Below are 25,827 nucleotides of genomic sequence, written 5' to 3' on the forward strand. Positions count from 1 at the left end.
AAAGCAGTGAGATTTCATAATTATCTCACTGCTTCTATATTCGTCAATATATGTTTCTAAAAAATGTAATAAAAACAATCTTCCTTATTTAAATCAATACAGCTCGATCATTCAGCATTTTTTCCCCTTTAATTCGTTGGAATTCATGAAGAAGCTTCTCTACGGTTAACTTTTGCTTTTCTTCGCCTCTTGCTTCAAAGATGATTTGACCTTTATCCATCATAATTAAGGAGGTGCCAAGATCAAGGGCTTGTTGCATATTATGAGTGACCATTAATGTCGTAAGATTGTTTTGACTAACAATCTCTTTTGTAAGTTTAGTAATAAGGTCGGCTCGTGATGGATCGAGAGCTGCTGTATGTTCATCAAGTAGCAAAATTTTCGGATTCGTGAAGGTCGCCATCAATAGCGACAACGCCTGCCGTTCACCGCCTGAAAGCATACCTACTTTCGCATTCATCCGATTTTCTAATCCGAGGTGCAAAGTCTCGAGTTTTTCTTTATAAAAGCTACGTCGACTTTTCGTGACACCTAATCTCAAGCCTCTTTTATTCGTTCTGCCATATGCAATTGCCAAGTTCTCTTCAATCGTCATATGTGGAGCAGTTCCAGCCATTGGGTCTTGGAAAACACGGCCAATCATTTTTGAACGTACATACTCATCGACGGATGAAACATCTTTACCATCTATGATCACTGAACCTGCATCAGGAATCAACTTACCGGAAATCATATTCATCAGTGTTGACTTACCGGCACCATTACTACCGATGACGGTCACAAATTCACCTTTTTCAAGGGTAAGCTCGAGAGATTTTAACGCTAGCTTTTCATCTGGAGTTCCTTGGTTAAACACTTTATAAATTTGATTTAGCTGTAGCAACCTCTTTCGCCCCCTTCACCAATGTTTGCTGCATTTGCAATTCTTTTAAACGTTTCCTCTTCATACTTTTTTCTTTCTGCTTATCCTTTATCTGCGGAATGATTAATGCACCGATAACAATCGCTGCGGTAATTAATTTTACATCCCCTGTTTGTAGGAATTGAACTTGAAGCGCGAGTGCAACGACAATTCGATATACAATCGCACCGCCAATTACAGCCAGGGTAGCTCGTGCAATCGTTTTTGCCCCAAAGATTGCTTCCCCGATAATAACAGAAGCGAGCCCAATGACAATCATGCCTATCCCCATGCCAATATCACTAAAACCATTGTATTGGGCAATAAGTGAACCAGAGAAAGCAACTAGTGCATTACTAATTGAAAGTCCGAGTACCTTCATGTTATCAGTATTGGTGGAAAAACTTTTCACCATCGATTGGTTATCACCAGTAGCGCGGATAGCCAGACCAATTTCTGTTTTTAAGAAAAGCGATAATGCAAATTTAATGACTAGTGAAATGACGAGCATAATAAAAATAATTGCCCATGTGCTTGGCACTGAATTTCCAAGTCCTAACAGTTCCATTCCTTTATTTAAAAAGGAATCCAGTCCTGTTTTTGACCAAATTTCCTTAACACTCGTAATAATCGTTGATTCAGAAAATAACGGAATATTAGATTTACCCATAATTCGTAAATTTATCGAGTATAGGGCAATCATCATCAATATTCCAGATAGTAGCGGATTGATTTTCCCTTTTGTATGCAAGAGGCCTGTAATCGAACCAGCTGCAAAACCAGCTAGTAAGGCTGCGCCCGTTGAGATTATCGGTGAGTAGCCATTTACAAGCATAATTGCTGTGACAGCTGCTCCTGTTACAAAGCTGCCATCAACTGTTAAATCTGGAAAATCAAGAATCCGAAATGTTAAATATACGCCAAGTGCCATGATGGCATAAATCAGTCCCGATTCAAATGAACTAAAGATTGCTGTAGGCATCCTTTCATCCCTTTCTTAGAAGCTTATTCTAGATGTTTTTTATTTTTATTTAATAAGTTCTGCTTCTGATTTCCATTCTTCCTTCAATTCGATTCCCATTTCCTTTGCTGCCTTTTCATTTATGACAAGTTTAAGATTTTGCGGATATTGAACCGGAAGCTCTGCAGGTTTTTTTCCGTTTAATAAAATGTCTGCAGCCATCTCCCCTGCTTCATATCCGATATCGTGGTAGCTGAAGCCATATGCCGCAAACCCTCCGCGACCAACAGAATCCAACTCTCCAACAAACAATGGAATATCTTTTTCATTGGCAACCATAATAACCGATTCAAGTGCTGCAACAACCGTGTTATCTGTGACGATAAAGAAGGCATCCGCTTTACCAACGAGTGATTCAGTTGCCTGTTTCACATCAGCAGACGTCGCAGCAGAAGCTTCAACTACTTTAACTCCTTGTTTTTCCGCTTCCGCCTTTAACATATTAATCTGAACAATTGAATTTTGTTCTCCTGAGTTGTAGACCGTTCCGATCGTTTTCGCTCCAAGTTCTTTTGCAATAAATTCCACTGAATTAGCAATTGCATCAGGGTGTGCATCAGTCGTACCAGTGATATTTCCACCTGGGGCCTCAAGCGAAGCGACCAATTCAGCTGCTACTGGATCAGTTACAGATGTAAAGACAATTGGGATGTCCTTATTACTGTCTTTTGTTGCAGTTAATGCTCCCATTGCACTTGGCGTAGAATTAGCAAAGATTAAGTCAACATTTTTCCCAGCAAAATTTTGCGCAATTGTTAATGAGTTATTTGGATCTCCTTGTGCATTTTGCTCGTCATATTTTGCATCGATTCCTTTATCTTTTAATGCTTCCTGAAACCCTTTGTATGCTTCATCAAGTGAAGCATGTTGGACGATTTGAGAAACACCAATTTGATATGTTTTTTCCTTTGACGTCTCTCCAGAGTCACCGGAACTACTAGTATCACTTCCGCACCCTACTAACAATACACTTGCCGCTAAACCGACCGCTGCAGTTTTAAACCATGTGTTTCTCATGAATATATCCCCCTATTTCCTTTATCGCTTTTATGCTTTGTTGAAATAAATTATAACCAAATACCTAGACCAATTACAATACAATTCTAATTTTTCCGATAATATTTTAAAAAAATAAACAAAAAAACCGTTCAAAAAAGTGAAATACACTTTTTTAAACGGTTCTATAATAATTAACTGCCAACAATTTTTGTTACAATGTCGGTAACAGTTTTTCGATTTATTTTTTCTTTGCCATCCTTTAACGCCGAAACAGTAGCATGGGCAAATGCTAATGGAATTTCACAGAAATGGCGGATGGATGTTGTTTGAATATCTGCCAAATATAAATTAGCGCGTTGCAAATTCTGTTCAGTATACTGAAGCATATCTTCGAACTCCCAGCCTTCCGGGAAGAAGTTCACACCTCTTTCCGCATCTTCTGCTTTGTTTCTAAGAATATTGACGGTTTGGAGTCCGCGACCAAATGCAATGGCTAGTTCTTTATCTGTTTCTGTACCGTCATGCCAATTCCAAAGATCCGATAGCATCGTTCCGACAAGTCCAGCCACATAATACGTATATTCACTCAAATCCTCTTCATTTTGAATTTGCCAGTCCAATTCAACCCATTTTGCCATTCCTTCTGCCATTTCTGCCGTAGCATCAAGTACTTTATCTACGACCGTTTCAGGACAGATTGCAATCCAGTCATTGAGAAATAACGTAACGTCAGGAAGGGAAGCTTCATAAGGAAGGAGGATTTTCAGCAGCTCCTCACGATTGTAACCATTTCTCAACAACTTGCTGATTTCTTTTAGTAACTTACTTTTTATCTCAGCTGGAAGTAAGGGGTGATCCTCAATTTCATCGATTGCACGCATGCATAAATACGCTGCCCCCACGGTTTCCTGTAATCCAGAAGGAAGCTGGCTAATTGGAATAACAAAGGTTCGGCTCGTTTGCACTAAAAAATCATGGGCCTTCTTTTGTAAATCTTTTTCTTCGCTCATATTAAAGCTCCTTTTTTATGTACAACTTTCATTTTTTTAATAATTCATCCCACTGATGGAAGTTACACTTTATCCCGGTTTAACTAACCATAAGGGGGGAAATACGCCCCATTTATGGAAGTTTCACTTTATCATACCATACAAAAAGGTCTATTCAATAATCGTCTTTCTTTGTTTTTCTATGTACAAAGGGACCTTAATCTGGAGTAAATCTTCTGCAATCAACGTGTTTTGAAAAATTTCACACGCTTCGTTTTGCAGTACAGCAATGTCTTCTCCCATATATCTAGCACTAATATGTGTCAAAATTAACTGATGGGCACCAGCTAGTTTTGCTGTTTCAGCTGCTTGCGCTGTCGTGCTGTGGAAATAATCAAATGCCATCTCTCCTTCTTCCTTGGAAAAAGTTGCTTCATGAACGAGATAGTCCGCATTTTTCGCAAGCAAAATAGCCTGTTCACATGTCCTCGTGTCACCGAGGATCGCTAGGATTCTTCCTTTATTTGGTTCACTTAAATAATCAGATCCCTTTAAAACTCGTCCATCTTCCAATGTAACATTTTCACCGTTTTTAATAGCTTTAAAGATAGGGCCAGGTGCTATACCTTCATCTCTCAGCTTATCGACAAGCAAGGTCCCAGGTCTGTCTTTTTCTACTATCCGATAACCGTAAGAAAGGATTCCATGATCAAGCACTAAAGCTGAAACAGTAAATTGCTCATCCTCAAAGATGATACCTTCTTCTATTTCAACTATGGATAGAGAATATTTAAGATGAGTGCCACTTATGGCAAGACTTGTTTGAATAAAGTCTCCAATCCCTTTAGGACCGTATACAGTTAAGTCTTCAGTTCCTCCTTGAAAAGAGCGGCTGCTCAGTAGACCAGGCAAACCGAATATGTGGTCACCATGTAAATGCGTAATAAAAATCTTCTCAATTCGACGTGGTTTAACTGATGTTTTTAATATTTGGTGTTGGGTAGCTTCACCGCAATCAAACAACCAGACCACTCCTCGCTCTTCCAGCAATTCAAGCGCGATTGCCGATACATTTCTTGCCTTGGCAGGTATACCTGCACCAGTTCCTAAAAAAACAAAATCCAAAATATTACCTCCGTTGTATCATTTCCTTTTTTTATTATAACATAAAGTGAAACTTCCATAAGTGAGTGTAGTTCCCCGCCTATGGTTAGTCCCGTTTTAGTGTCTCTATATCGAAGGCCAACACTTCGATATAGACACATTAAAAACCCGATTGGTTCAACTATACCTTTGAAAACCACAAAGGTAAGTTTCACTTTATCTCACCAAAGGGGTTTTACAACTGTTAAACTGGGTTAAATACAATAGTCAAGTTATGGGTATCCTTAAATAATGAAAGTGCAAGAATATTGCGTTCACTTACATGTATCTTTATAGTTAAATATATGAACAATAGATTATTTTTTATGAAAAGTGAGGTTATGCAAGTGATATCAACGAATAAACCGACCGCATTAATCATCCTTTTTGGGGCCACCGGAGATTTGGCCAAACGGAAACTATTTCCGTCGATTTATCGATTGTTTCAAAAAAAAAATATTGAGAAATTCGCAGTGGTTGGGGTAGCCAGAAGACCTTTAACAAACGCTGAATTTCAAGAAAATGTTAAAGATTCTGTTCAGACTTTTGCTGACAGCCATGAAAATGTCGATGAATTTGTCTCACATTTTTCTTATCATTCCCATGATGTGAGCAGTTCAGAATCTTACATTGAATTAAAAAACATAGCAGATAAGCTGGATGAACAATATGATTTAGGAGGCAATCGAATTTTCTATTTAGCTATGGCACCTGAATTCTTTGGTACAATTGCTGAGCAAGTGAAAGCCCAAGGTTTAACAGATACGCCAGGATACAAAAGACTCGTGATTGAAAAACCATTCGGTACTAGCTTTGAATCAGCTAAAGAACTTAATGAACAAATTCGTACAGCCTTTTCTGAAGATGAAATCTATCGAATTGATCATTACCTTGGAAAAGAAATGGTCCAAAACATTGAAGTGATTCGCTTTGCAAACGCAATGTTTGAACCGCTATGGAATAACCGATACATATCTAATATCCAAGTGACTTCCAGTGAGACGCTTGGCGTTGAAGAACGAGGTCGTTACTACGAAACCAGTGGAGCGCTTCGTGATATGGTCCAAAATCATCTGATGCAGATGGTTGCATTGCTTGCAATGGAACCGCCAATCAAATTAACTGACGAAGAAATTCGTAGTGAGAAAGCACGTGCATTGCGCTCATTGCGCCCAATGAGAAAAGAAGAGGTCGACGCTTTCTTTGTCCGAGGCCAATATGGAGAAGGCACTGTTTCCGACTCCTTACTTCCTGCCTATCGAAATGAGTCATCTGTCGCTTCTAACTCCAATACCGAAACATATGTAGCTGGTAAGTTACTCATTGATAATTTCCGTTGGGCAGGAGTACCGTTCTATATTCGTACAGGGAAGCGGATGGATGTTAAATCAACGAAAATTGTTGTCCAATTCAAAGATATTCCGATGAATTTATACTATAGCAAAGAACCAGAAGAAAACGTCCATCCTAACTTGCTTGTCATCCATATCCAGCCAGAAGAAGGTGTCACCCTACTCTTAAACGCTAAGAAAAATGGCAACCAAATGAAAACGAAACCAGTTAGACTTTCCTACTCCAATACAAGCATTGACCGAATGAATACTCCAGAAGCTTATGAAAAATTATTATTCGACAGTATGCGTGGAGATGCCACCAATTTCACCCATTGGGATGAAGTCGCTCTATCTTGGAAATTTGTTGACATCATTTCAGAAGTATGGGAAAACACGAAAGATGAAAGCTTCCCGAATTATGCTGCTGGAAGCATAGGTCCAAAATGTGCAGATAACCTACTGGAAAAAGACGGTCATTTCTGGTGGCCAGTTGAAAATCTAGAAATCGATAATTAAGATAGATAAAAAACAAGGCTGACTTCTTTCACTTAAGAATCAGCCTTGTTTATTCATGTTGTTCTCGGTCTACATACTCCCCTTTTCCTAAGTTAAGCCAAAAAGCGATTCCTGTTTCCAAGGCAATGAAAAATAAAAATAACACTCCAAAAATCCAGCTAGAATTCATTTATTACGCCCTCCTTGAATGATCTAATCTACTCTTTCTGCCTCGCTACTATATTGATTACATTATCTGACATACACCAAAATTTTCAAATTCCAAAATCCCTAATTCATACTAGGTACTTACTCCTGTTTTTACCTGATTTGTGACTATCAAAGAGGTTAAACTATTGATGTAACATCAAATTTCGCTTGTGTGGAGGGATAACATGATGCACATTCGAGAAGGCTTAATCCCTACTGCTCTAGGCACAGCGGTAACGGCAACTGGGTATGCAATGAAACAAAATAGGAAGTCCAACAAAATGGTCGCCAACACTCTATTTCGCTTCGGTTTAGCACATATCGTTCTCGGTGTTATTGATCTTGTAGAGCATCGACATTAACAGAGGACCTTACGCTTTATACAATTTTATAAACGTACTAAAAGAATTTTGAGGCCTGACCCTATCATTACGGGTCAGCCTCTTTTACCATTGACACGAAACCAAAAGGTGTTATATATTATAAAAACAAAACCATCTGGTTTTATATTTATACAAAAAGGAGAATTATTTTGGTAGAAAATTATCAGGTTACATTACAAGATATTAAGCAAACAGTCATTATTGATGCGCCCATTCAAAAAGTGTGGGATACAGTTTCAACTTCAGAAGGAATTGCCTTATGGTTCATGCCCAATGATTTTCAACCGAAAGTAGGACAGGAATTCCATTTACAATCACCGTTCGGACCTTCGCCTTGCAAAGTCACTGAATTAGATCCACCTAATCGACTTTCTTTTTCATGGGATGAAGATGGCTGGGTCGTTTCTTTTATCTTAAAAGAGGTAGATGGTAAGACAGAGTTTACACTTATTCATGGAGGATGGAAAAACCCTGATTACATCCTTCCGAAACCGAACGAGAAAAGCTCCATTATTCGTGACCGGATGAGTCAAGGTTGGACAGGAATTATTGAAAAGTTGAGAAAGATTGTGACTAATTAATGTCTGCTTCAGCACAAAAGCATGATGTTTTCCAAGCTATTGCGGATCCTACTCGGAGAGATATACTCAAATTACTCGCTGAAAAAGAATTATCTATTTTAGAAATAACCGGGCATTTCCCAATGAGTCGTACAGCTATTGCAAAACATCTTCATATTCTTTCAGAAGCAAAACTAGTTAATGGACGAAAAATAGGAAGAGAAAAACGTTTTCGAATACAACCAGATTCATTGGATGAATTGAAACAATGGCTTTCCTATTTCGAACAATTTTGGCATAACAAGTTATCTATCCTTAAACATATTGTTGAAAATCAGAATGAAAAAGATTAAAAGTCATCAAAACAGATCTTGAAAATCAATAGGTTAAGTTTTAAAGTCTGATTCACAACAAAGGTAACCGGGGTGTCCCAAAAACAAAGGGTCAGACCCACAATCACTAAATACAGAGTAAGATACGTGTATGAAACACTACAAACTGATTTAGAGTGCGAGGTCAGACCCTTATGACATCCCTTTTATTTGTTCCTGAACCAAACAATTATTATCTGCTCTATTATTCCTTTAATCGCAAGTTATCAAGAAAATCCTTGCTGAAACTCGTCTCCGCTTGCCCTTTCTTTTCAGCAGCTTCGACTCCTCTTTTGATGATTTCCTTGCCATATTTGCTTTGCAGTTTTTGCATAGCGTAGTAAAGCGGTTCTTTTTCCGCATCTTCTTCATAAGAAAATAGATCTAGCTGTTTATAGGCAGCTTCCTTATCCATTACATCGAAAGCGGTCACTCCAAGTAGACGCACTTTCTCTCCATTCCAATGCTTTTTAAACAAATCGACTGCAAGCTGATGAATCTCAGGTTTCTCGAAAAAAGGATTTTCGACAATTCTGCTTCTCGTTATCGTCCTTCGGTCTTTATAACGAATGGTAACACCAATCTTTTGCCCTACTAATTTTTTATTTTTCAACCTAAGAGCTACCTTTGTTGAAAGTTGCTCTAATATATCGATTAATTCTTTCTGATTCGTTATATCCTTTGGCAATGTCGTTGAGTTGCCAATGCTTTTATGATCAAATATGGATTCTGGGTCGACTGCTCTCCCGTCTATTCCTTGCGCTCGTTCCTTTAATTTTAGCCCATTAATACCAAGAACTTGCCTGAGTGTTACATCATGAGCTTTAGCGAGATCGCCAATTGTTTCAATTCCGATACTATTAAGCTTCTCTGCTGTTTTCTTGCCGACTCCATGCATTTCACCAACCTCAAGAGGCCAAAGTTTCAACGGAACATCTCTTTTTCTGAGAATCGTGATGCCCATCGGTTTCTTCATATCTGAAGCGGTTTTAGCTAGAAATTTATTCGGGGCAATTCCGATGCTACAAGGCAAATCCATCGTTTCAAAAATCCGCTTTTGAATACTATCGGCAATTTCAATTGGAGAACCTAGTTCCGCGCAACCTGTGATATCTAGATATCCTTCATCAATTGAAACCGGTTCTACTAGGTCTGTATATTGTCTCATCAGTTCAAAAATGGCAATGGAAGTTTTCCGGTATCGATCAAAGTTAGGCTTTAATATGATAAGTTCAGGGCACAGCTTTTTCCCTTGCCAAATCGGCATCGTCGTTTTCACTCCAAATTTCCTTGCTTCATAGCTACACGTGATTATAATTCCACGGCGCTCCTCAACATTCCCAGCGATTGCAAGCGGCTTCCCCTTAAGTCCAGCATCATACGCCATCTCTACAGAAGCAAAAAAACTATTCATATCCACATGAAGAATTACTTTTCCATTTCTAGGATACATCTCATCCATTCAACTGTCACTTCCTTACAAACAGCAGATATACTTATTGTAGCATAATAAGGGGTCAGACCCCATTTCCCAGAATATTTCCCACACAAAAAAACGGAATCTAAGATATCTCAGATTCCAGTCATATTTATTCAATTATTCTCCTAGTGTCGATTAATAAATCTATAAACTATCTACTTCTACTAGTGGATGATTCTAGGAATTTTGTTTACACATGCATACCAACCTATCTTTTTACTTAAATGTAATAGTTTATTTCACTTTATTTCATTGAGCTAATTTCAATAATTTATGCCTTTGCTGGTTCTTCAATTGGGTTTTTCACAATAAACAAATAACAAATAGCTGCACAGCATGCTATAATACCACCACTAATAAAAGCTAACGAATATGAACCGGTGGATTGTACAATTAGCCCTGCTACCACTGGTGAGAAGGCTCCTCCGAAGTATCCGCCGAAATTTTGTATTGAACCAACGGACGCTACCATTGATGAAGGAGCAACATCTGTGGCCAATGCCCATGCGTTCCCCGTAATCGCTGATACAAAAAATAACGCAAATGTAAGAAGTACGATCGTTGAAGCAATATTGTTAACAAAGGGTAATAAAATTACAGAAATGCCTGCCATAACAGCACAAATACTAATTAAAATCTGCTTTGATTTCATTGGTGAAGCGAATCCCGACTCCACCATTTTTTTTGTCATAAATCCACCTGTAAGGTTACCTATTCCTCCACCTATCCATGGGATACTTGCATAAATCCCCATTTGTGCCAATGATATTTGATATTCATCCAAGAGATATAAAGGTAAAAAAACGAGAAAGATATTCCATATCCAAATCGTACAAAAAAATCCCAAAATCATTCCCCAGACACTACGGTACTTAAATAAGGAAAGCCATTTGATATTTGAACTCTTATTACTCTGTTCTTCACCGGCTCCATCTGCTTTTATATATTCTAATTCTTCCTTTGATAGTCTCTTGCTATCATTTGGATTTTGGTAAAACTTCAAAAAGATAAATCCAAATATAATCCCAATGCCCCCTGCAAAATAGAATAGTTCCCGCCATCCAAATGTGATCATGATAAAAATTAAAATTGGAGGGGCAATCGCAGGTCCCCATTTAGAAGACGAATCCCAGATACTCGCAGCAAGTCCTCGCTCTTTTTTCGCAAACCAGTTAACTGTAATTTTTGCTGATGTTGGAAAACAAGGTGCTTCACCAACCCCTAAAATAACTCGTAATAAAATGAATACCCAAAGCGCACTGGCCATTCCGCTAAAAAAGACTGATGCACTCCATACTAAAATACCTATCGAATAAAGTTTTTTAGCACCAAATCTGTCAATAAGCCATCCAGAGGGCAATTGCATAATAGCATACGACCAAGAAAAAAAAGCGCCAAGTAAACCTATATCCGTTACACTTAATCCAAGTTCCGGCATCATTTTCGGAGCCGCAATGGAGAGAATAGAACGATCTAAGTAATTGAGCATTCCACCTATTAACAACCAAATTAAGACTGTATAACGATATTTCTTTTGAGTTGTTTGTGTCGGCAAACTTGGGGCGGTGTTCATCTCCATAATAATTCCTCCTCTTATAATAAATCACAATCCAAATTTAACTAAAACAAGGTGCTTCTGAGAGTTATAGTTGATACCCCTGAAATATTGAAACTTTATTCCTAATGAACGCTCACTTGTTAATGTCAACACAATTTTGTAACTAAAAAGGAAATATATATTTTTATCTGATTAATTGAAGTACTTCTAACAGAATTGTTAATAACTCTCTTATTTAGCATATCCATCACTGATCTTGAAAGAACGATAACTACCTTATTCAACTAATTTCTCTATCAAACTAGAATTGAAAACCCTTTCATTTTTTATAGGCTAATAGACTTCTGGCACTAGAAATGAAGGTTCAAACCGTTTACTCCTTTATTTCCCTAGTGCATTTGCACAGCTAATTATCTCTCTTTGCCATTTCAATAAAGTATTCCGATTAGGCCTGCCCCTTGCTAGTACATTCAATAGAGCATTAGGAAATTGCCTCGAATACTTAATATATTAATCCGCCATTCCATTCCCTTCTCTTCCTCACCCTCGAATTTTTATCATTTTCCCAGATAAATAGTAAATTCAAAGTTGCTAATTCAATTTCCTTACTAACCATTTATTCCTTAAGTCATTCTTGTGAGTTCGAGTTCTTATATTCTTCTAACAAAGCGATCTGAACATCAACCCCTTTAATACCAGCTTTGCTCACTTCAGCGATAATACAATCTAAATAATCTGATTTCCTTGTCGTAATCAAATTGCCTCGTTGAGCTGTGACATATAAACTTATTTTTCACCACCTCCCTTTAAACTACCAAAAATACCAATTTATCTTTATTTTGTAATTATTTTCTATATTTAACTTGTTTATTATTTTATCATTCATTTTTATTTCTTCAATACTTTTCCAAATATTTAAAATATTTTAATAATGGATGTTTTACATTTGATAAACATTATTAGCCTCTTTTCCAGTTCCACTTTTATGAATATTAGTATTTAAACCAGCACTTACTCCAATAAGGATTTGATTCTGTTTAATATTTCGACTAACTGCAACACCTTTTGCTCCCACATCCATGATATTTTACAAATTTAATGTATTCTTGATTTTAGTTTTTCATCGGTGAACATCCCTTTTTCTTTGATTCTAGGGACTCAATTCCTTTTGTAATTAGTTGAAATCGCCATTTTCTAATCCATGCAGGTGATGAAATATTAAAAATGACGGCGGTTTCATTCGGAGACGTTCCATTTTCATTTATATAGTTAATATAGTTAAGTACGTCTGATTTATACTGCATTGAATAAACTGTATAGCTTTTTTCAAAAGCACTTATTCCGTGATATTCAACTGCTTCCCCCACATTCGAACGACTTTATAATTCGCTCCCAATAATTTTGCACTTTTATCTTACAACAGCATCTATTTTTTGGATTCAATGTAAATTTAGTCATAAAAAAATGCACCTCCCATTGTTAGATCGTGTCTAACAATGGGGGGTGCAGTTCAATTCCACGCTATTGCTTTTTAATTGTCACATCAAATTCTATATCTGATATATAAATCTCTTTAAATTCCAGGCATATTTCGTTCGATTATTCTCCTGCAACTTCTTCGATAATGGCTAGGACCATTTCCGTTAATTTCGTTAATTCTTCAACAGGAATTTTTTCATTAGTTGTGTGGATATCTTCATAGCCTACAGCAAGGTTTACTGTTGGAATGCCGAAGCCAGCAATGACGTTCGCATCACTTCCACCGCCGCTTTGAAGTAGCTTTGATGGACGGTTGATTTTTGCTGCTGCTTTCTTGGCTACTTCAACAACATGATCACCATCGCCATATTTAAAACCAGGGTACATAACCGTTACTTCAACTTCAGCTCTTCCACCCATTTCAGATGCAACGGATTCAAACGCTTGTTTCATTTTCTCAACTTGAGCTTCCATTTTTTCTGGAATTAAAGAGCGTGCCTCCGCCAAGATTTCCACAAAGTCACAAACGATATTTGTTTGCTGCCCACCTCTGAAATAGCCGATGTTCGCTGTTGTTTCTTCATCAATTCTTCCAAGCGGCATTTTCGCAATCGCTTTTGCTGCCATTGTAATTGCGGAAATTCCTTTTTCAGGGGCAACTCCTGCATGAGCTGTTTTGCCGTACATTTTTGCAAAGATTTTTGCTTGAGTTGGCGCTGCCACAATAATATTTCCTACCTTTTCATCACTATCTAGTGCATAGCCGTATTTAGCTGTAACGAGGGTACGGTCTAAAGCTTTCGCCCCAACAAGACCAGATTCCTCGCCTACCGTGATGATGAATTCAATCGTACCATGGGGGATATTTTCTTCTTTTAATACCCGGATTGTTTCAAGCATCGCTGCAAGACCTGCTTTGTCATCCGCTCCAAGAATCGTAGTTCCATCAGAAACGATATAGCCGTCTTTAATGGACGGTTTAATTCCTTTGCCTGGTACAACCGTATCCATATGTGAAGTGAAATAAATCGTATCCACTCCTTCTTTCGTGCCTTTCAGCGTGCATATCAAGTTGCCTGCTCCATGACCTGTAATAGCGGTAGTATCATCCTCGAAAACATCTACACCTAATGCCGTGAATTTTTCCTTTAAAACTTTAGCAATTTCCGTTTCAAACTTTGTTTCCGAATCGACTTGGACTAATTCAATAAATTCCTTTATAATACGTTCTTCGTTCACCATTCCTACAAAACCTCCAATATGTATAAACCTGATTTTAGATCCATTTCGTGATCGGTAAAATTCCGATGAGAAATCTTCACTTTATCCTAGCTAACGATCGATCAGTTTAGGAAGATAAAGTGAAATTTCAATCAGTAGGGGGTTTTCTTCGTACTCCCACTGATTGTTAGTCCCGTTCTAGAGCCGCTAATATCTCCGCGCAGTGTAGATAAATCGACTCTACGGACAGTTGATCCTCATCAATCTTCTCATAGCGTGCTCAACGTCAAGAGTGGGATAAATATCCCCTTTGATGAAGTCTAACTACTTCCACATCCCTAGTATATCGCTAATAGTTCGGTACCCGCAAGAAATCATGATTCATTTTCACCATTATAAAGGAATATTCCCATGTTTTTTTAATGGTCTAGATTCCTTTTTGTTACGCAACATCTCTAGAGATTGGAGCAATCTAATGCGCGTTTCCCGGGGATCGATGACATCATCAATCATTCCTTGACTTGCTGCTACATACGGATTTGCAAATTTCTCAAGATATTCGGAAATTTTCTGTGCCCGTGTCTGCTCTGGATTTTCACTCGTTTCAATTTCTTTTGCAAATATTATATTCGTAGCCCCTTGAGGCCCCATGACGGCAATTTCAGCATTAGGCCAGGCAAATACAAAATCGGCACCAATTGATTTACTATTTAACGCTACATAAGCACCACCATATGCTTTACGGAGAACGACTGTTAACTTTGGTACTGTCGCTTCAGAATAAGCATAAAGGATTTTTGCACCATGGCGAATGATTCCACCGTGCTCTTGCTTAACTCCAGGGAAAAATCCAGACACATCTTCCAAGGTAATAAGTGGAATATTGAACGAATCGCAAAAACGAATAAATCGTGCTGCTTTGTCTGAAGAATCGATATCAAGCCCTCCAGCTAATACTTTGGGCTGATTGCAGACGAGTCCGACCACCTCGCCCTTCATTCTCGCTAAGCCGATCACAATATTTTTCGCAAAATCTTTTTGGATTTCCATAAACGAATCAGTATCTACGACTTCACCAATTACTAAACGAACATCATAAGGACGCAAACCATTAAATGGAATAATTTCTGTAAGTGTTGGTCGGTAATCTTCTTTATCATCTACAGCATAGAGAGGTGGTTTTTCCTCATTATTTTGCGGTAAATACATGAGTAGCTGACGTACCATCTCCAATACTTCTTTTTCTGATTGAGCTTGAAAATGGGCGTTTCCGCTAATGCTAGTATGTACAATTGCACCACCAAGATCTTCAGCACTAACCTTTTCTCCTGTCACCGTTTCAATCACTTTTGGTCCAGTGATGAACATTTGACTCGTATCTTTTACCATAAAAACGAAATCGGTAATAGCTGGTGAATAAACGGCTCCGCCGGCACATGGGCCCATAATAACCGAAACTTGCGGGATAACCCCCGAATAAATTGCATTTCGATAAAAGATCTGTCCATATCCATCCAGAGAAGCAACCCCCTCTTGTATTCGAGCTCCTCCAGAGTCATTTAACCCTATAAACGGAGCACCATTTTTCGCGGCTAAATCCATGACATTTACTATTTTTTTTGCATGCATTTCGCCGAGAGCTCCTCCAAAAACTGTAAAGTCGTGAGAAAATAAATAAATCGGACGCCCATTCACTTTTCCATATCCTGTAACTACGCCATCTCCAGGTCCTTTGATTTTATCTAGGCCAAAATCAACACAGCCATGCTCGATAAATGGATTGAGTTCAACGAAACTCCCTTTGTCGACCAAAAGATGTATTCGTTCTCTTGCTGTTAACTTACCTTTTTCATGCTGCTTCAAAATTCGCTCATCTCCACCGCCAAGCTCTACTTCCTGCCGTCGATCATACAACTTATTGATAAGTTCATAGATGTCTGTCATTTTTCCTCCTCCTCGTCATGCTCACACAACTCATATAGAACGCCTCCACCTGACTTTGGATGAAGGAAAGCAATCTGAGCTTGATGAGCACCAATTCTTGCTGTCTTATCAATCATATGTAAGCCTCCATTATTAATTTCTTCAATTCGAGATGAAATATTTTCCACACTAAAAGCTATATGATGAATACCTTCGCCTCGTTTTTCAATAAATTGGGCTATTGGGCTATCTTTAGATAATGCTTCCACTAATTCCAACTTTGTATTGCCAGCGTTTAGAAATGCTACCCTTACTCTTTGATCCTCTACGATTTCAATTCCTTCCAGTTCCAATTGAAATACATTCGTATAAAGCGGCAAAGCTTCGGCTATTGATGTGACAGCTATACCTATATGATCAATTCTCTTTATCATGTAAAGCCCCCATTTAATATTGTTGAATAATAATATTAAATAAATTCAAATAGATTCTTGCTTATATTCGTTACTACAATATATCCTTGAGATTCTACTATGGACGAGTTAAACTATATATATACGCATGCTGTAAGGAATTCTATACTCCTTACATAGAGGAGAGATTAAAATGAAAAACAAGAAAACGAGAAAAATCGTTGTTTATTTAATGATTATTTCCATGTTATTAACGAGTCTACTTTCTGGCATTGCATTCTTTCTACAATAAAGTGAATCTTCAATCAGTGGGGGCTTCACTACCCGTTAATGCGGAATAAAAAAGATCATTCAAAAAGGGGCAGACCCACACTCTATCATCGTTTATTTGTTAATAAACGATGATAGTAACTGTGAGGTCTGACCCTTTTTTTAACATTTTTTTAAGGCAATTCGCCATTCTTATTTCATAAATCCCTGCTCTTTAGCCAATGTTGCAAAGTCTTTTGGCGAATGGGTGATAAAAACCTTTGTTCCAATTGGTACACGCTCATATAAAGACTCGATGTCGACTTTTCTCAAGCGGACACATCCATTTGAGATATATCTTCCAACAGAAGCTTGATTGTTCGTACCATGAAGTCCATAAATTCTCCCATCGGTTCCTAATGCATCAAAGCCAATCCATCTCGTACCTAGAGGATTTCTAGGATCTCCTCCAGGAATGTTCTTTTTACGGAAATACGGATTTACAGCTTTCACTTTAACGGTAAATAATCCTTCTGGTGTAAGCTCATTGCTTCTCCCCGTACCAGCAGGGTAGACATTCTGGACTTTATTATCATCAATGAATGCCACCTTGTTAGTTGCTTTATTTACGATGACAAAGGGTTTTCCAACAACAGCAGAAGCGGTCATCGTTACAAATGACAATAATATGCTTGTAAGGATTAAGGAAAGCAATATCTTCATCTGATCAAACCTTCCATTCATTTTCCGTTAGTTTTCACCCATCTTTAGCTTTTCATGCTGTTTTTTTGGTTCTGGTAGCCCTTTAAATGAATGCTTAAGCTGTAAATACTGCTCGATTTCCTTCATTAACTGTAATAATGCTGCTCGCGATTCAAACTCTTCACGGGTCACAGGTAGTTCCATTTTTTTGAAAACCTGCTCCATGTCATCAAGCTTCTTTAAGTAGATAATCGCGGTATTCTGCGGATGGACGTTGTTACTTAGTTCAATGAGAAATTCTCCTAACATCTTACTTTGCTTAACTTTTGACGGAATATTCGTAGCGAGCGGCAAGATACGCTCGATAATTTCAAATTGCTTTTCCCTCATTTTAAAATAATGATAATACACGTCATCATCACGCAAAAAATGATTCTCTACATCTCGAAATGCTAACGTCTTTGCTTCAGCTAATAATTTAGGTGTCTCAGTAATTTCTTTCCCATCCCAGTTACTTACATTTGTATGCAAATAATTTACTAGCTCCATAAGAATTATGCTGAAATTACCTTCAATTTTTTTCTGATAATCGATTAATTTATTCTCAAGACTCGGCATATACCAATTCATTAATAAGGCTGAGCCAATTCCAATTATGATGAGGCCTAGTTCATTCAGCCAGAGATCAAGCGTGATATGTTCAGCTGTATATAGATGTAAGATAATGACGCCGCTTGTTACGATGCCTTCATTTACTTTTAAAGCAACCGTTGTTGGTATCAAAAGTAATAAAATAATGCCAATGATCATTGGATTATAGCCAATTAGTTCAAACAGGATGGTGGAATAGACCATCGCAACTAAACAAGCTATGAATCGCGAATAGGCGGCCCCAAGAGATTTTTTCTTCGTTACCTTCGTACAGAGAATCGTAATAATCCCTGCAGACGGAAAACTATCCAACCCCGCTAATTGTGCTAGAAAAATGGCGAGCGTCGTACCTGCTGCCGTTTTCATTGTCCGATATCCGATTTTTAACATAACGAGATCACCCAGTTTTCTTATAATAATACCCATCTTACCAACAAACGCGACCAATTTATAGTGAAAGCACAGTCAACTATCATAATTAAAGTATTCACATTTTTCCGTAAAAAAAAAGACAACAATCATGTCGTCTTTTTAGTATGAAGGATATGGAGACGGATCTCCGCTACCTCCTAATATAGTCAATTTATTTTGCAGGTGTACTATATTTGTTGTAAAAAAAACAAAATTTAGCTCCACACCCCCCGTTAAGATTAGGTGGGTGTAGCTTGCTATTTTAAATAATGGGTTTAAACGCCATATTCGTTTGTCTTATAATACTTTTTCCAAAAAGTCTTGTGCTCGCTTGCTTTTTGGACTCGAAAAGAATTCACTTGGCGGTGCATCTTCAACAAGATTCCCACCATCAAGGAAAAGAATTCGGTCAGCTACTTCTCGTGCAAAACCCATTTCGTGTGTGACAATGACCATCGTCATTCCTGTATGAACAAGGTCTTTCATAACAGCTAGCACTTCTTTAACCATTTCTGGGTCGAGTGCAGAAGTAGGCTCGTCAAACAGCATAACATCAGGGTTCATTGCAAGCGCTCTGGCGATAGCAACCCGCTGTTTTTGTCCCCCTGATAATTTATTAGGATACTGCTTTTCTTTATCAGCAAGACCCACTTTTTTTAGTAATTCCCTACCTTGCTTCTGTGCCTCTTGTTTGGAAAGTCCTTTCACCTTCATCGGTGCATAAGTTAAATTATCCAATACCGTTTTATGCGGGAACAAATGAAAATGTTGAAACACCATCCCTACATGTTCACGGACTTTCATAATGTTTGTTTTATTATCGGTAATATTCGTCTCTTTTATCCAGATTTGCCCTTCAGTCGGCTGTTCTAGTAAATTCAAGCAGCGAAGAAATGTAGATTTTCCCGATCCTGATGGACCAATAACGGCTACAACTTCGCCTTCTTTAATACTTGTATTGATTCCTTTAAGGACGTCCAGTTTTCCATAACTTTTGTGGAGGTTGTCTACTTTAATCACTACGTTTCATTCTCCCTTCAATCAACTTGCCAATCACTGTTAATATCATGACCATCACATAATAAATCAAGCCAGCAAATAGTATCGGCTCGAAGAATTTATATGTGTCACCACCAACAATGTAAGAACGGCGCATAATATCTGCTAGTCCAATTGTTGTTACAATAGCTGATTCTTTTGTTAACGTAATAAATTCATTCATTAAGGCTGGTAAGATATTTTTGAAGGCCTGAGGCAGAATAATGCTTATCATCATACTCGAATAAGGAACACCAAGTGCAAGTGCTGCCTCTCTTTGTCCCTTATCAACAGCATTAATTCCACCGCGAATGACTTCTGAAATATAAGCAGCGGAATTTAATCCGAACGACAAGAAAGCAGCTTCAAATGCTTCAATTTGCACACCGAACAATTGTGGAGACCCAAAATAAATCAACATAAGCTGCAAGACAAGCGGTGTGCCGCGGAAAATTGACGTATAAAAGTCCGCAATCCAATTTAATGGCTTAATACGGCTAATTTTCATTAACGATAATATAATTCCTAAAATTATCCCAATTACTGCTGCTACTGCAACAACTTTTAATGTCATTGGGATCCCCTCTAAAATATAAGGAAGGGAGGGTATAATTCTTTCAAAATCCAAGTTCAAACCACATTCATCCTCTCTTTAGTTCGTATACGAGAAAGCGCGGAAAAACGTTCAAAAGAGAATACGTACCCTTTTGAACGTTTCTTTGCTCATTTATTCAGCCGTTTCGCCACCGAACCATTTTAATATAAGTTTTTCCAATTCACCGTTTTCCATCATTTTTTTCAATTCAGTATTAAATTTTTCAGTTAGTTCACTGTCTTTTTGGAAAGCAATCGCCGATCCCGCTTCTTCTGTTTTAGTATCTGACTCAATCAAGTACCCTGCAAGATCTGGATTATCTTTTAAATAGCCTTTTGCAACTGTATCTTCAATAATGGCTGCATCAAAACGACCAGCTTTGATTTCTTGAACTAAATCAGGAATACGATTACGATTTTCAATTGTAAGGTCGATACCGTCTTTTTTTAGGTCCTTTGCAATTCCTTCTTGAATAGATGCTAATTGAACACCAACAGTAGCACCTTTAAGATCTTTTGCACCTTTAATTTTACTATCTGCTTTCGTTACGATCATATGATTGGATTTATAATAGATATCACTGAAATCTACCGTTTTTTTCCGTTCTTCTGTAGGAGACATCCCCGCAAGTACAAAATCTACTGTTCCATTTTCTAAAGAAGGTACCAGACCGTTAAAATCAATATCCTTCACTTTAAATTCATAGCCAAGTTTTTCTGTAATTGCTTTGGCTACATCGATGTCAAAGCCAATGATTTCATCACTCTTTGATGTCTCAACATATTCAAATGGCGGATAATCTGCTGAAGTTCCCATCGTTAATACTTTTTTCTCATCACCATTAGCAGTTTCTTTATCGTTTGCTGAATCATTATTTGATGTACCGCAAGCCGCTAAAATGGTCATCATCATAATCATGGCGAACATTAGCATAAGTTGTTTACTATTCTTCATTCCATATTCCTCCGATTGCTTATTCATAGATTTTTCCCTATCAACATTCCATACATTTATTATAGGAAAATATAATTTTCTCTTTCAATATTCATGCACTGTAATGTATTTTAACACATTTTTATATTTATTCAATAGTATTTATAATGATAAATCCATGTTCAAAATCTGGTGAATGGTATGAATCAGCTCCCTTTTTTATTATTTCTCCAACTTTCATTTTCAATACAAAACTAATATGACGTTAATATGAAAGATCTATCAAGAAGAACGCTACACTCGCCTAATCAAAATGGCGGCGGTGCCGAGCCTGATTTGGAAATACTTTCTTAATATAGTAAGCATTTCTGGGAAAGTAGATTATTTTAATTTGTAAGTCGCGAAGCTCCGTTCCCACTACCTTCATAAAAAACTAAGCTAATTATCACCATTACTGATCACTTCTCGCATGATTGGATTGTTCCCTTAGACTGATCATGATAAACAAGAACTTCTCTGTATGACGAAAATTATGTGTGTTAAAAATTTCGCTATACGAAAATATTCAGGTGAAAGTGTTTGAGATTTGTGTTAGAATTTAATAAGAGATGACCAATTGGTCAATTCAAAAACCAAATGGTTAATAGGGGTGCGGGATGAACGAAAAGAAACGAAAAATATTAATCGCTGCAATGAAACTTTTTTCAAAAACAAGCTTTCACCAAACTTCCATGCAGCAAATTGCTGACGTTTGCGGAGTCTCCAAAGGAAGCTTATATACTCATTTCAAATCAAAAGAAGAACTCTTGTCGGAGATTTTTTCATATTATTATCATGTGCTAAGTCAACAAATGGCTGCAGAAGAAACGAAAGTTGATTCAGCCAAAGAAGCCTTTATTCGTGAAATTGCTATTCGACTTCGACATTACTGTGAATTTCACGAGTTTTTTAAAATGCAAATGAATGAAGTTAGAGGGCTTGAGGACCCATCACTCAATCAATTTGTACACCAAGAACATACCAAACTGCTCCAAAAAACAGAAAAAGGTATCGTGCTAGTCTTTGGGCAAGAAGTAGCACCATATGCGACCGATTTAACGGCCACTTTAAAAGGTATGTTAATTACTTATGTACGCGGGATTATTGAGCATGGAAAGAAGTGTGACCTTAATGAACTTGCTCGTTTTCTATTTCTCCAACTTGATGCGATTGTTCACACATTCATCGATAAAAAACCTAACCCGTTTTTTATCACCTCGCCTTTGCAATTACAGCCAAAAGAAACTACTCACCCACTGTATATTGTCAGGAAAATGAAAGAAGCGATCGCCTCTTTTACAGAAGATATTCTTATTGAATCTGTGGACATTTTAGAAAAAGAACTTTTAGAAATAAAACCACGTGCCGCTGTTTTATCAGGAATGATCCACAATTTGAAAGCAAGCAGTACCCTTTTCGAGCTTGCAACAGAGCTGGAAAAAACGATAAATCAAATGCCTATTACCACATTAAATAAATAGAACGTATAAAGAAAGCAGGTTCATATATGTCCAAAAAAACTTTACAACAGTTTCCCCTTCTCATATTGATGGCCAATATGTTTATCGTCATGACAGGAATCGGACTCGTTATTCCGATTATGCCGACGATTATCCATGATTTTGGAGCTGGCGGGAAAACCTTTGGTTTCTTAATTGCTACATTCGCTTTAGCTCAATTTATCTTTTCGCCTATTGCCGGTGATTTGTCTGACCGGTTTGGCAGAAAGAAAATTATAGTATTCGGTTTGATTCTTTTTGCTTTATCGCAATTTATCTTTGCTTTTTCTCAACAGCTCATCCTGCTCTTTATTTCACGGGCGATTGGAGGGATGGGGGCAGCCTTTTTAATTCCATCCATGATGGCCTTTGTAGCAGATATAACAACTGTAGAGAACCGGGCTAAAGGAATGGGACGTCTAGGAGCTTCGATGTCACTAGGGTTTGTTGTCGGCCCTGGTATTGGGGGCTTTTTAGCTGCTTTTGGAGTGAAAGCGCCATTTTTCATTGCAGGAGCTGTTGCCGCTATTGCCGTAATTTTGTCCCTCTTTTTCTTGAAAGAACCAACCCGTTCAGCCATATCCGAACAACCAGCCAAACGAACTTCACTAATCAATCAATTGGCTGTTTCCGTAAAAAAACCGTATTTCATCCTTCTACTCATGATGTTTACTCTTTCATTCGGATTGGCAAATTACCAGTCAACCATCAGCTTATTTACAGATGTAAAATTTGGGTTCAGTCCATTTGATATATCCATGTTAATGGTCGTTGGCGGTTCGATTGGGGTCATCGTTCAGGCGTTTGTTCTCGATCGAGTACTTCATCGATTTGGTGAAGTTCGCGTTATGAATTCGATGCTTGTCGTAACGGCGATTTCCTTAATCAGTCTTTTGTTTGCAACTGGTTTTGTCTCTGTATTGATTGTATCCACCTTTTTCTTTATCGCGACATCTTTGGTTCGTCCTGCTATCAATACGACCGTATCAAAAATGGCTGGAAGCGAACAAGGTTTTGCAGCTGGTATGAACAATGCTTATATGAGTATCGGCAACATGGTCGGCCCTGCACTTGCTGGCGCACTATTTGATATCAACATGGGGCTCCCTTATATTTTTGGTGCAATTATCATCATTGTGACCTTACTTATTTGCATCAAATGGGCAAACGGTGAGAAAAAGAAACAACAATTAAGAACAGCCAATCATACGAGCTCAGCTAGATAAAGTGAAACTTACCTTAGTGATCTTCAAAGGTTTAGATGAACCAATCGGACCTATACGGGCAGTTGGTCCCCACCTATTTTCTTTTAGTATGCTTAGTCTTACTGCCCGTTGGCAGGGTTAAAGTATGCATCAAAAAACCACTCAAGTCTCGCCATAAGGCTAGAGATTCGAGTGGTTTTTGAATGAAAAAATTTTGCTAAAGAAGTTACAGATCTTCCTTATTTTAAACGTAAGAAATCTTTTTAAAATCTGTAGGTATATAAATACTATAATAGTATGATATATTTTTCTTAACTACATTCAGAGGAGATCACCAAGTATGAATCAACAATTTCTCTATATAATAATCATCATTTGTATTGGTTATCTATTAAAACGTATTAATCTATTAAAAGAAAAAGATGGAGAAACTATTTCTAGAATTATATTTAATATTACCTTACCTGCTCTCGTTATTGTTTCTCTTGATTCTGTTAAAATTGAACCTTCATTAATCATGTTACCTGTAATAGCGTTTATAATTGGGTTTATTTCTATTTTTCTCGCTTTTTTTGTATTTAGAAAAGAAGAGAGGATGCTTAAAGGAACATTAATGATGATGGCTACAGGATATAATGTAGGCTTATTTGCCTTCCCACTCGTTGAAGCGATTTGGGGCGCAAAAGGTCTCATTTATTTCGGAATGTTCGATATAGGAAATTCTCTTATTGTCTTTGGACTTTCTTATATAGCGGGAAGCTATTACTCAAAAGAAGGACTAGTCCTGAAACCACTTGGAGTCGTAAAAAAATTCAGCAAATCCGTTCCATTAATGACATACATTATTGCGGGCATTTTAAGTTTCAGCAATATCCATTTGCCAAGTGGATTCATTGATTTAGCTACAATTATATCTAAAGCGAACTTGCCTTTATCGCTCATACTATTAGGTTTATATTTAAACTTCAATTTTGAAAAACAATATTTAAGACCAACTATTAAATATGTCCTTTTCCGATATGGTTTTGGGCTTGTATTTGGCTTGGCCTTTTACTTTTTACTTCCATTCGATCAAATGTTCCGATCCACTATCTTAATTGCATTATTACTACCAGTCGGACTATCAGTTTTGTCTTTTGCTCATGAATTTAAATACCCTACTCATCGCTTAATTGGTACTTTAGCGAATATTTGTATTGTCAATAGTATGATCATATTATATGTCTTTGCTAACTTTATTCTTTAAATAGAGAATTACAAAGCAAGCAATTGATATTTTTAAAGGATGTTATCGCAGTAAAATTAAAATAAGTAATTGGATAGATAAAGCTTAACCGTGAGGCGACAAATTTAGGTATTAATAAAAAAAACGTTCCAAAATTTGTCGCTTCGCTATTTAGAGAATATCGTAAAATTTACCGATTCACTACTGTGTTATCACTAAAGTTAAATTAATAACTAATCCCTTTAAATAGTAAGTTTACATTTGATTTTTTATCGATTTTCCTCTTTCTTTGCAATTCCTTTGCCTTCATAAATGCGTCCATCATTCCACTAGCTTCTATAATTATTTCTTCTGCTTCTATTTGGTTATCTAAGATAAAAATATAATCTTTCATGATGTAGTCCTCCTTTGATGTCTATTTTATTAGTTGAGTTTTAATTACACTCTTAAAGTTTATGTTATTTTTATAAAAATAATGTATGCGTTTACATCCGTTACCAAAGATACATACATCTACTTACTAAAAGTTGTGTTCACTTAAAAGTAAACGTTTTCTTTATGAGATTATTATAATACAAGCGCTTACAAAAAGCTATGAACAATTTGTGAAAAATATCTCAAATTAACAATCTGCAAATACAAAAAAAGAGATTCTTCATCCCACTGCTTTTTAAGGTCGTTCTTCACGATTTCGTATCGATAAATCGGAAAGCCACGAATCCGATTTATCGATCACAAACTATGGATCTCAACTAAACCTCTACTTACTACTGTATCTTACTAATCGGACCTTCACAGTA

General features: G+C 37.3%; 25 protein-coding genes. 8 read left to right on the forward strand and 17 right to left on the reverse strand.

Features of this window, described 5'->3' with window-relative positions; genetic code table 11:
• Window positions 1–88: 88 nt before the first annotated feature.
• The 5 genes from V179_RS0111940 to rnz form a co-directional block, all read right to left on the reverse strand.
• Complete coding sequence (locus V179_RS0111940) at window positions 89–883, reverse strand: ABC transporter ATP-binding protein (RefSeq protein WP_028391657.1); 795 nt, start codon at window positions 881–883, stop codon at window positions 89–91.
• The gene (locus V179_RS0111945; RefSeq protein ID WP_028391658.1) at window positions 858–1,883 is read right to left on the reverse strand and encodes an ABC transporter permease; all 1,026 of its coding nucleotides are present in this window, start codon (window positions 1,881–1,883) and stop codon (window positions 858–860) included. The genes V179_RS0111940 and V179_RS0111945 overlap by 26 nt, the downstream gene beginning before the upstream one ends.
• Window positions 1,884–1,928: 45 nt before the next feature.
• Entirely contained in the window at window positions 1,929–2,939 is a 1,011-nt protein-coding gene (locus tag V179_RS0111950) for an ABC transporter substrate-binding protein (RefSeq protein WP_028391659.1), read from the reverse strand.
• Window positions 2,940–3,112: 173 nt separating this feature from the next.
• Window positions 3,113–3,931 (reverse strand): squalene/phytoene synthase family protein, encoded by an 819-nt coding sequence (locus tag V179_RS0111955; RefSeq protein ID WP_028391660.1) that lies wholly within the window; start codon window positions 3,929–3,931, stop codon window positions 3,113–3,115.
• A 150-nt stretch (window positions 3,932–4,081) separates the two neighbouring features.
• Window positions 4,082–5,035 carry a ribonuclease Z gene (rnz, locus tag V179_RS0111960; RefSeq protein ID WP_028391661.1) on the reverse strand — a complete coding sequence of 318 codons (954 nt, stop codon included), beginning with the start codon at window positions 5,033–5,035 and terminating at the stop codon, window positions 4,082–4,084.
• 365 nt (window positions 5,036–5,400) lie between these two features.
• Here rnz and zwf point away from each other — a divergent pair, with 365 nt between their 5' ends.
• The 4 genes from zwf to V179_RS0111990 all read left to right on the forward strand — a co-directional run bounded on the left by zwf (window position 5,401) and on the right by V179_RS0111990 (window position 8,388).
• Window positions 5,401–6,903, forward strand: coding sequence for a glucose-6-phosphate dehydrogenase (gene zwf, locus V179_RS0111970; protein ID WP_235179029.1), 1,503 nt, complete (start codon window positions 5,401–5,403; stop codon window positions 6,901–6,903).
• A gap of 377 nt (window positions 6,904–7,280) precedes the next feature.
• Window positions 7,281–7,454: a hypothetical protein gene (locus V179_RS0111980; protein ID WP_028391664.1), complete on the forward strand. Its 174-nt coding sequence runs from the start codon at window positions 7,281–7,283 to the stop codon at window positions 7,452–7,454.
• A gap of 170 nt (window positions 7,455–7,624) precedes the next feature.
• The gene (locus V179_RS0111985; protein ID WP_034301077.1) at window positions 7,625–8,056 is read left to right on the forward strand and encodes an SRPBCC family protein; all 432 of its coding nucleotides are present in this window, start codon (window positions 7,625–7,627) and stop codon (window positions 8,054–8,056) included.
• A complete protein-coding gene (locus tag V179_RS0111990; protein WP_028391666.1) occupies window positions 8,056–8,388 on the forward strand; it encodes an ArsR/SmtB family transcription factor in 333 nt (110 codons plus the stop codon). The genes V179_RS0111985 and V179_RS0111990 overlap by 1 nt, the downstream gene beginning before the upstream one ends.
• A gap of 223 nt (window positions 8,389–8,611) precedes the next feature.
• Here the strand turns inward: V179_RS0111990 and V179_RS0111995 are convergent, their stop codons facing one another.
• From V179_RS0111995 to mce, 6 genes are all read right to left on the reverse strand, one after another.
• Complete coding sequence (locus V179_RS0111995; protein ID WP_034301080.1) at window positions 8,612–9,868, reverse strand: DNA polymerase IV; 1,257 nt, start codon at window positions 9,866–9,868, stop codon at window positions 8,612–8,614.
• Window positions 9,869–10,157: 289 nt separating this feature from the next.
• The gene (locus tag V179_RS0112000) at window positions 10,158–11,465 is read right to left on the reverse strand and encodes an MFS transporter (protein ID WP_028391668.1); all 1,308 of its coding nucleotides are present in this window, start codon (window positions 11,463–11,465) and stop codon (window positions 10,158–10,160) included.
• 607 nt (window positions 11,466–12,072) lie between these two features.
• Window positions 12,073–12,201, reverse strand: a complete 129-nt coding sequence (locus tag V179_RS32055) for a hypothetical protein (RefSeq protein ID WP_268745193.1) — start codon at window positions 12,199–12,201, stop codon at window positions 12,073–12,075.
• An 842-nt stretch (window positions 12,202–13,043) separates the two neighbouring features.
• Complete coding sequence (locus tag V179_RS0112020; RefSeq protein ID WP_028391669.1) at window positions 13,044–14,165, reverse strand: M20/M25/M40 family metallo-hydrolase; 1,122 nt, start codon at window positions 14,163–14,165, stop codon at window positions 13,044–13,046.
• A gap of 372 nt (window positions 14,166–14,537) precedes the next feature.
• The gene (locus V179_RS0112025; RefSeq protein ID WP_028391670.1) at window positions 14,538–16,088 is read right to left on the reverse strand and encodes an acyl-CoA carboxylase subunit beta; all 1,551 of its coding nucleotides are present in this window, start codon (window positions 16,086–16,088) and stop codon (window positions 14,538–14,540) included.
• On the reverse strand, window positions 16,085–16,501 hold the full coding sequence (gene mce, locus V179_RS0112030; RefSeq protein ID WP_028391671.1) for a methylmalonyl-CoA epimerase: 417 nt from the start codon (window positions 16,499–16,501) through the stop codon (window positions 16,085–16,087). The genes V179_RS0112025 and mce overlap by 4 nt, the downstream gene beginning before the upstream one ends.
• A 172-nt stretch (window positions 16,502–16,673) precedes the next feature.
• On the opposite strand from mce, the gene prli42 reads away from it, so the two are divergent.
• Window positions 16,674–16,772, forward strand: coding sequence for a stressosome-associated protein Prli42 (gene prli42, locus V179_RS30710; protein WP_152534725.1), 99 nt, complete (start codon window positions 16,674–16,676; stop codon window positions 16,770–16,772).
• Window positions 16,773–16,942: 170 nt separating this feature from the next.
• On the opposite strand, the gene V179_RS0112040 is transcribed toward prli42, so the two are convergent.
• From V179_RS0112040 to V179_RS0112060, 5 genes are all read right to left on the reverse strand, one after another.
• Window positions 16,943–17,452, reverse strand: a complete 510-nt coding sequence (locus tag V179_RS0112040) for a L,D-transpeptidase (protein ID WP_028391672.1) — start codon at window positions 17,450–17,452, stop codon at window positions 16,943–16,945.
• Window positions 17,453–17,479: 27 nt separating this feature from the next.
• The gene (locus V179_RS0112045; protein WP_028391673.1) at window positions 17,480–18,472 is read right to left on the reverse strand and encodes an aromatic acid exporter family protein; all 993 of its coding nucleotides are present in this window, start codon (window positions 18,470–18,472) and stop codon (window positions 17,480–17,482) included.
• Window positions 18,473–18,790: 318 nt separating this feature from the next.
• Window positions 18,791–19,513: an amino acid ABC transporter ATP-binding protein gene (locus V179_RS0112050; protein ID WP_028391674.1), complete on the reverse strand. Its 723-nt coding sequence runs from the start codon at window positions 19,511–19,513 to the stop codon at window positions 18,791–18,793.
• A complete protein-coding gene (locus tag V179_RS0112055; protein ID WP_028391675.1) occupies window positions 19,506–20,165 on the reverse strand; it encodes an amino acid ABC transporter permease in 660 nt (219 codons plus the stop codon). The genes V179_RS0112050 and V179_RS0112055 overlap by 8 nt, the downstream gene beginning before the upstream one ends.
• A gap of 93 nt (window positions 20,166–20,258) precedes the next feature.
• The gene (locus tag V179_RS0112060) at window positions 20,259–21,080 is read right to left on the reverse strand and encodes a transporter substrate-binding domain-containing protein (protein ID WP_034301084.1); all 822 of its coding nucleotides are present in this window, start codon (window positions 21,078–21,080) and stop codon (window positions 20,259–20,261) included.
• Between the two features lie 635 nt (window positions 21,081–21,715).
• On the opposite strand from V179_RS0112060, the gene V179_RS0112065 reads away from it, so the two are divergent.
• The 3 genes from V179_RS0112065 (at window position 21,716) to V179_RS0112075 (ending at window position 25,048) form a co-directional block, all read left to right on the forward strand.
• Window positions 21,716–22,579: a TetR/AcrR family transcriptional regulator gene (locus V179_RS0112065; protein WP_028391677.1), complete on the forward strand. Its 864-nt coding sequence runs from the start codon at window positions 21,716–21,718 to the stop codon at window positions 22,577–22,579.
• A 26-nt stretch (window positions 22,580–22,605) separates the two neighbouring features.
• On the forward strand, window positions 22,606–23,823 hold the full coding sequence (locus tag V179_RS0112070) for an MFS transporter (protein ID WP_028391678.1): 1,218 nt from the start codon (window positions 22,606–22,608) through the stop codon (window positions 23,821–23,823).
• A 319-nt stretch (window positions 23,824–24,142) separates the two neighbouring features.
• Window positions 24,143–25,048 (forward strand): AEC family transporter, encoded by a 906-nt coding sequence (locus V179_RS0112075; protein ID WP_028391679.1) that lies wholly within the window; start codon window positions 24,143–24,145, stop codon window positions 25,046–25,048.
• Window positions 25,049–25,253: 205 nt separating this feature from the next.
• On the opposite strand, the gene V179_RS31050 is transcribed toward V179_RS0112075, so the two are convergent.
• Window positions 25,254–25,421, reverse strand: coding sequence for a hypothetical protein (locus V179_RS31050; RefSeq protein WP_154664006.1), 168 nt, complete (start codon window positions 25,419–25,421; stop codon window positions 25,254–25,256).
• Between the last annotated feature and the right edge of the window lie 406 nt (window positions 25,422–25,827).

Origin of the sequence: Bacillus cihuensis (assembly GCF_000504145.1) — a bacterium.
GTDB classification, from domain to species: Bacteria; Bacillota; Bacilli; order Bacillales; family DSM-1321; genus Peribacillus; species Peribacillus huizhouensis.

Excerpts from the sequence above, each read along its gene's own strand:
- mce (WP_028391671.1), bottom strand. The coding sequence starts at position 16,501 with ATGATAAAGAGAATTGATCATATAGGTATAGCTGTCACATCAATAGCC.
- V179_RS0111950 (WP_028391659.1), bottom strand. The coding sequence starts at position 2,939 with ATGAGAAACACATGGTTTAAAACTGCAGCGGTCGGTTTAGCGGCAAGT.
- V179_RS0112040 (WP_028391672.1), bottom strand. The coding sequence starts at position 17,452 with ATGAAGATATTGCTTTCCTTAATCCTTACAAGCATATTATTGTCATTT.
- V179_RS0111945 (WP_028391658.1), bottom strand. The coding sequence starts at position 1,883 with ATGCCTACAGCAATCTTTAGTTCATTTGAATCGGGACTGATTTATGCC.
- V179_RS0112045 (WP_028391673.1), bottom strand. The coding sequence starts at position 18,472 with ATGTTAAAAATCGGATATCGGACAATGAAAACGGCAGCAGGTACGACG.
- V179_RS0111990 (WP_028391666.1), top strand. The coding sequence starts at position 8,056 with ATGTCTGCTTCAGCACAAAAGCATGATGTTTTCCAAGCTATTGCGGAT.
- V179_RS0112025 (WP_028391670.1), bottom strand. The coding sequence starts at position 16,088 with ATGACAGACATCTATGAACTTATCAATAAGTTGTATGATCGACGGCAG.
- V179_RS0112060 (WP_034301084.1), bottom strand. The coding sequence starts at position 21,080 with ATGAAGAATAGTAAACAACTTATGCTAATGTTCGCCATGATTATGATG.
- V179_RS31050 (WP_154664006.1), bottom strand. The coding sequence starts at position 25,421 with ATGAAAGATTATATTTTTATCTTAGATAACCAAATAGAAGCAGAAGAA.
- V179_RS0112070 (WP_028391678.1), top strand. The coding sequence starts at position 22,606 with ATGTCCAAAAAAACTTTACAACAGTTTCCCCTTCTCATATTGATGGCC.
- V179_RS0112020 (WP_028391669.1), bottom strand. The coding sequence starts at position 14,165 with ATGGTGAACGAAGAACGTATTATAAAGGAATTTATTGAATTAGTCCAA.
- V179_RS0112075 (WP_028391679.1), top strand. The coding sequence starts at position 24,143 with ATGAATCAACAATTTCTCTATATAATAATCATCATTTGTATTGGTTAT.
- V179_RS0111980 (WP_028391664.1), top strand. The coding sequence starts at position 7,281 with ATGCACATTCGAGAAGGCTTAATCCCTACTGCTCTAGGCACAGCGGTA.
- V179_RS0111955 (WP_028391660.1), bottom strand. The coding sequence starts at position 3,931 with ATGAGCGAAGAAAAAGATTTACAAAAGAAGGCCCATGATTTTTTAGTG.
- prli42 (WP_152534725.1), top strand. The coding sequence starts at position 16,674 with ATGAAAAACAAGAAAACGAGAAAAATCGTTGTTTATTTAATGATTATT.
- V179_RS0112000 (WP_028391668.1), bottom strand. The coding sequence starts at position 11,465 with ATGGAGATGAACACCGCCCCAAGTTTGCCGACACAAACAACTCAAAAG.
- V179_RS0112065 (WP_028391677.1), top strand. The coding sequence starts at position 21,716 with ATGAACGAAAAGAAACGAAAAATATTAATCGCTGCAATGAAACTTTTT.
- V179_RS0111995 (WP_034301080.1), bottom strand. The coding sequence starts at position 9,868 with ATGGATGAGATGTATCCTAGAAATGGAAAAGTAATTCTTCATGTGGAT.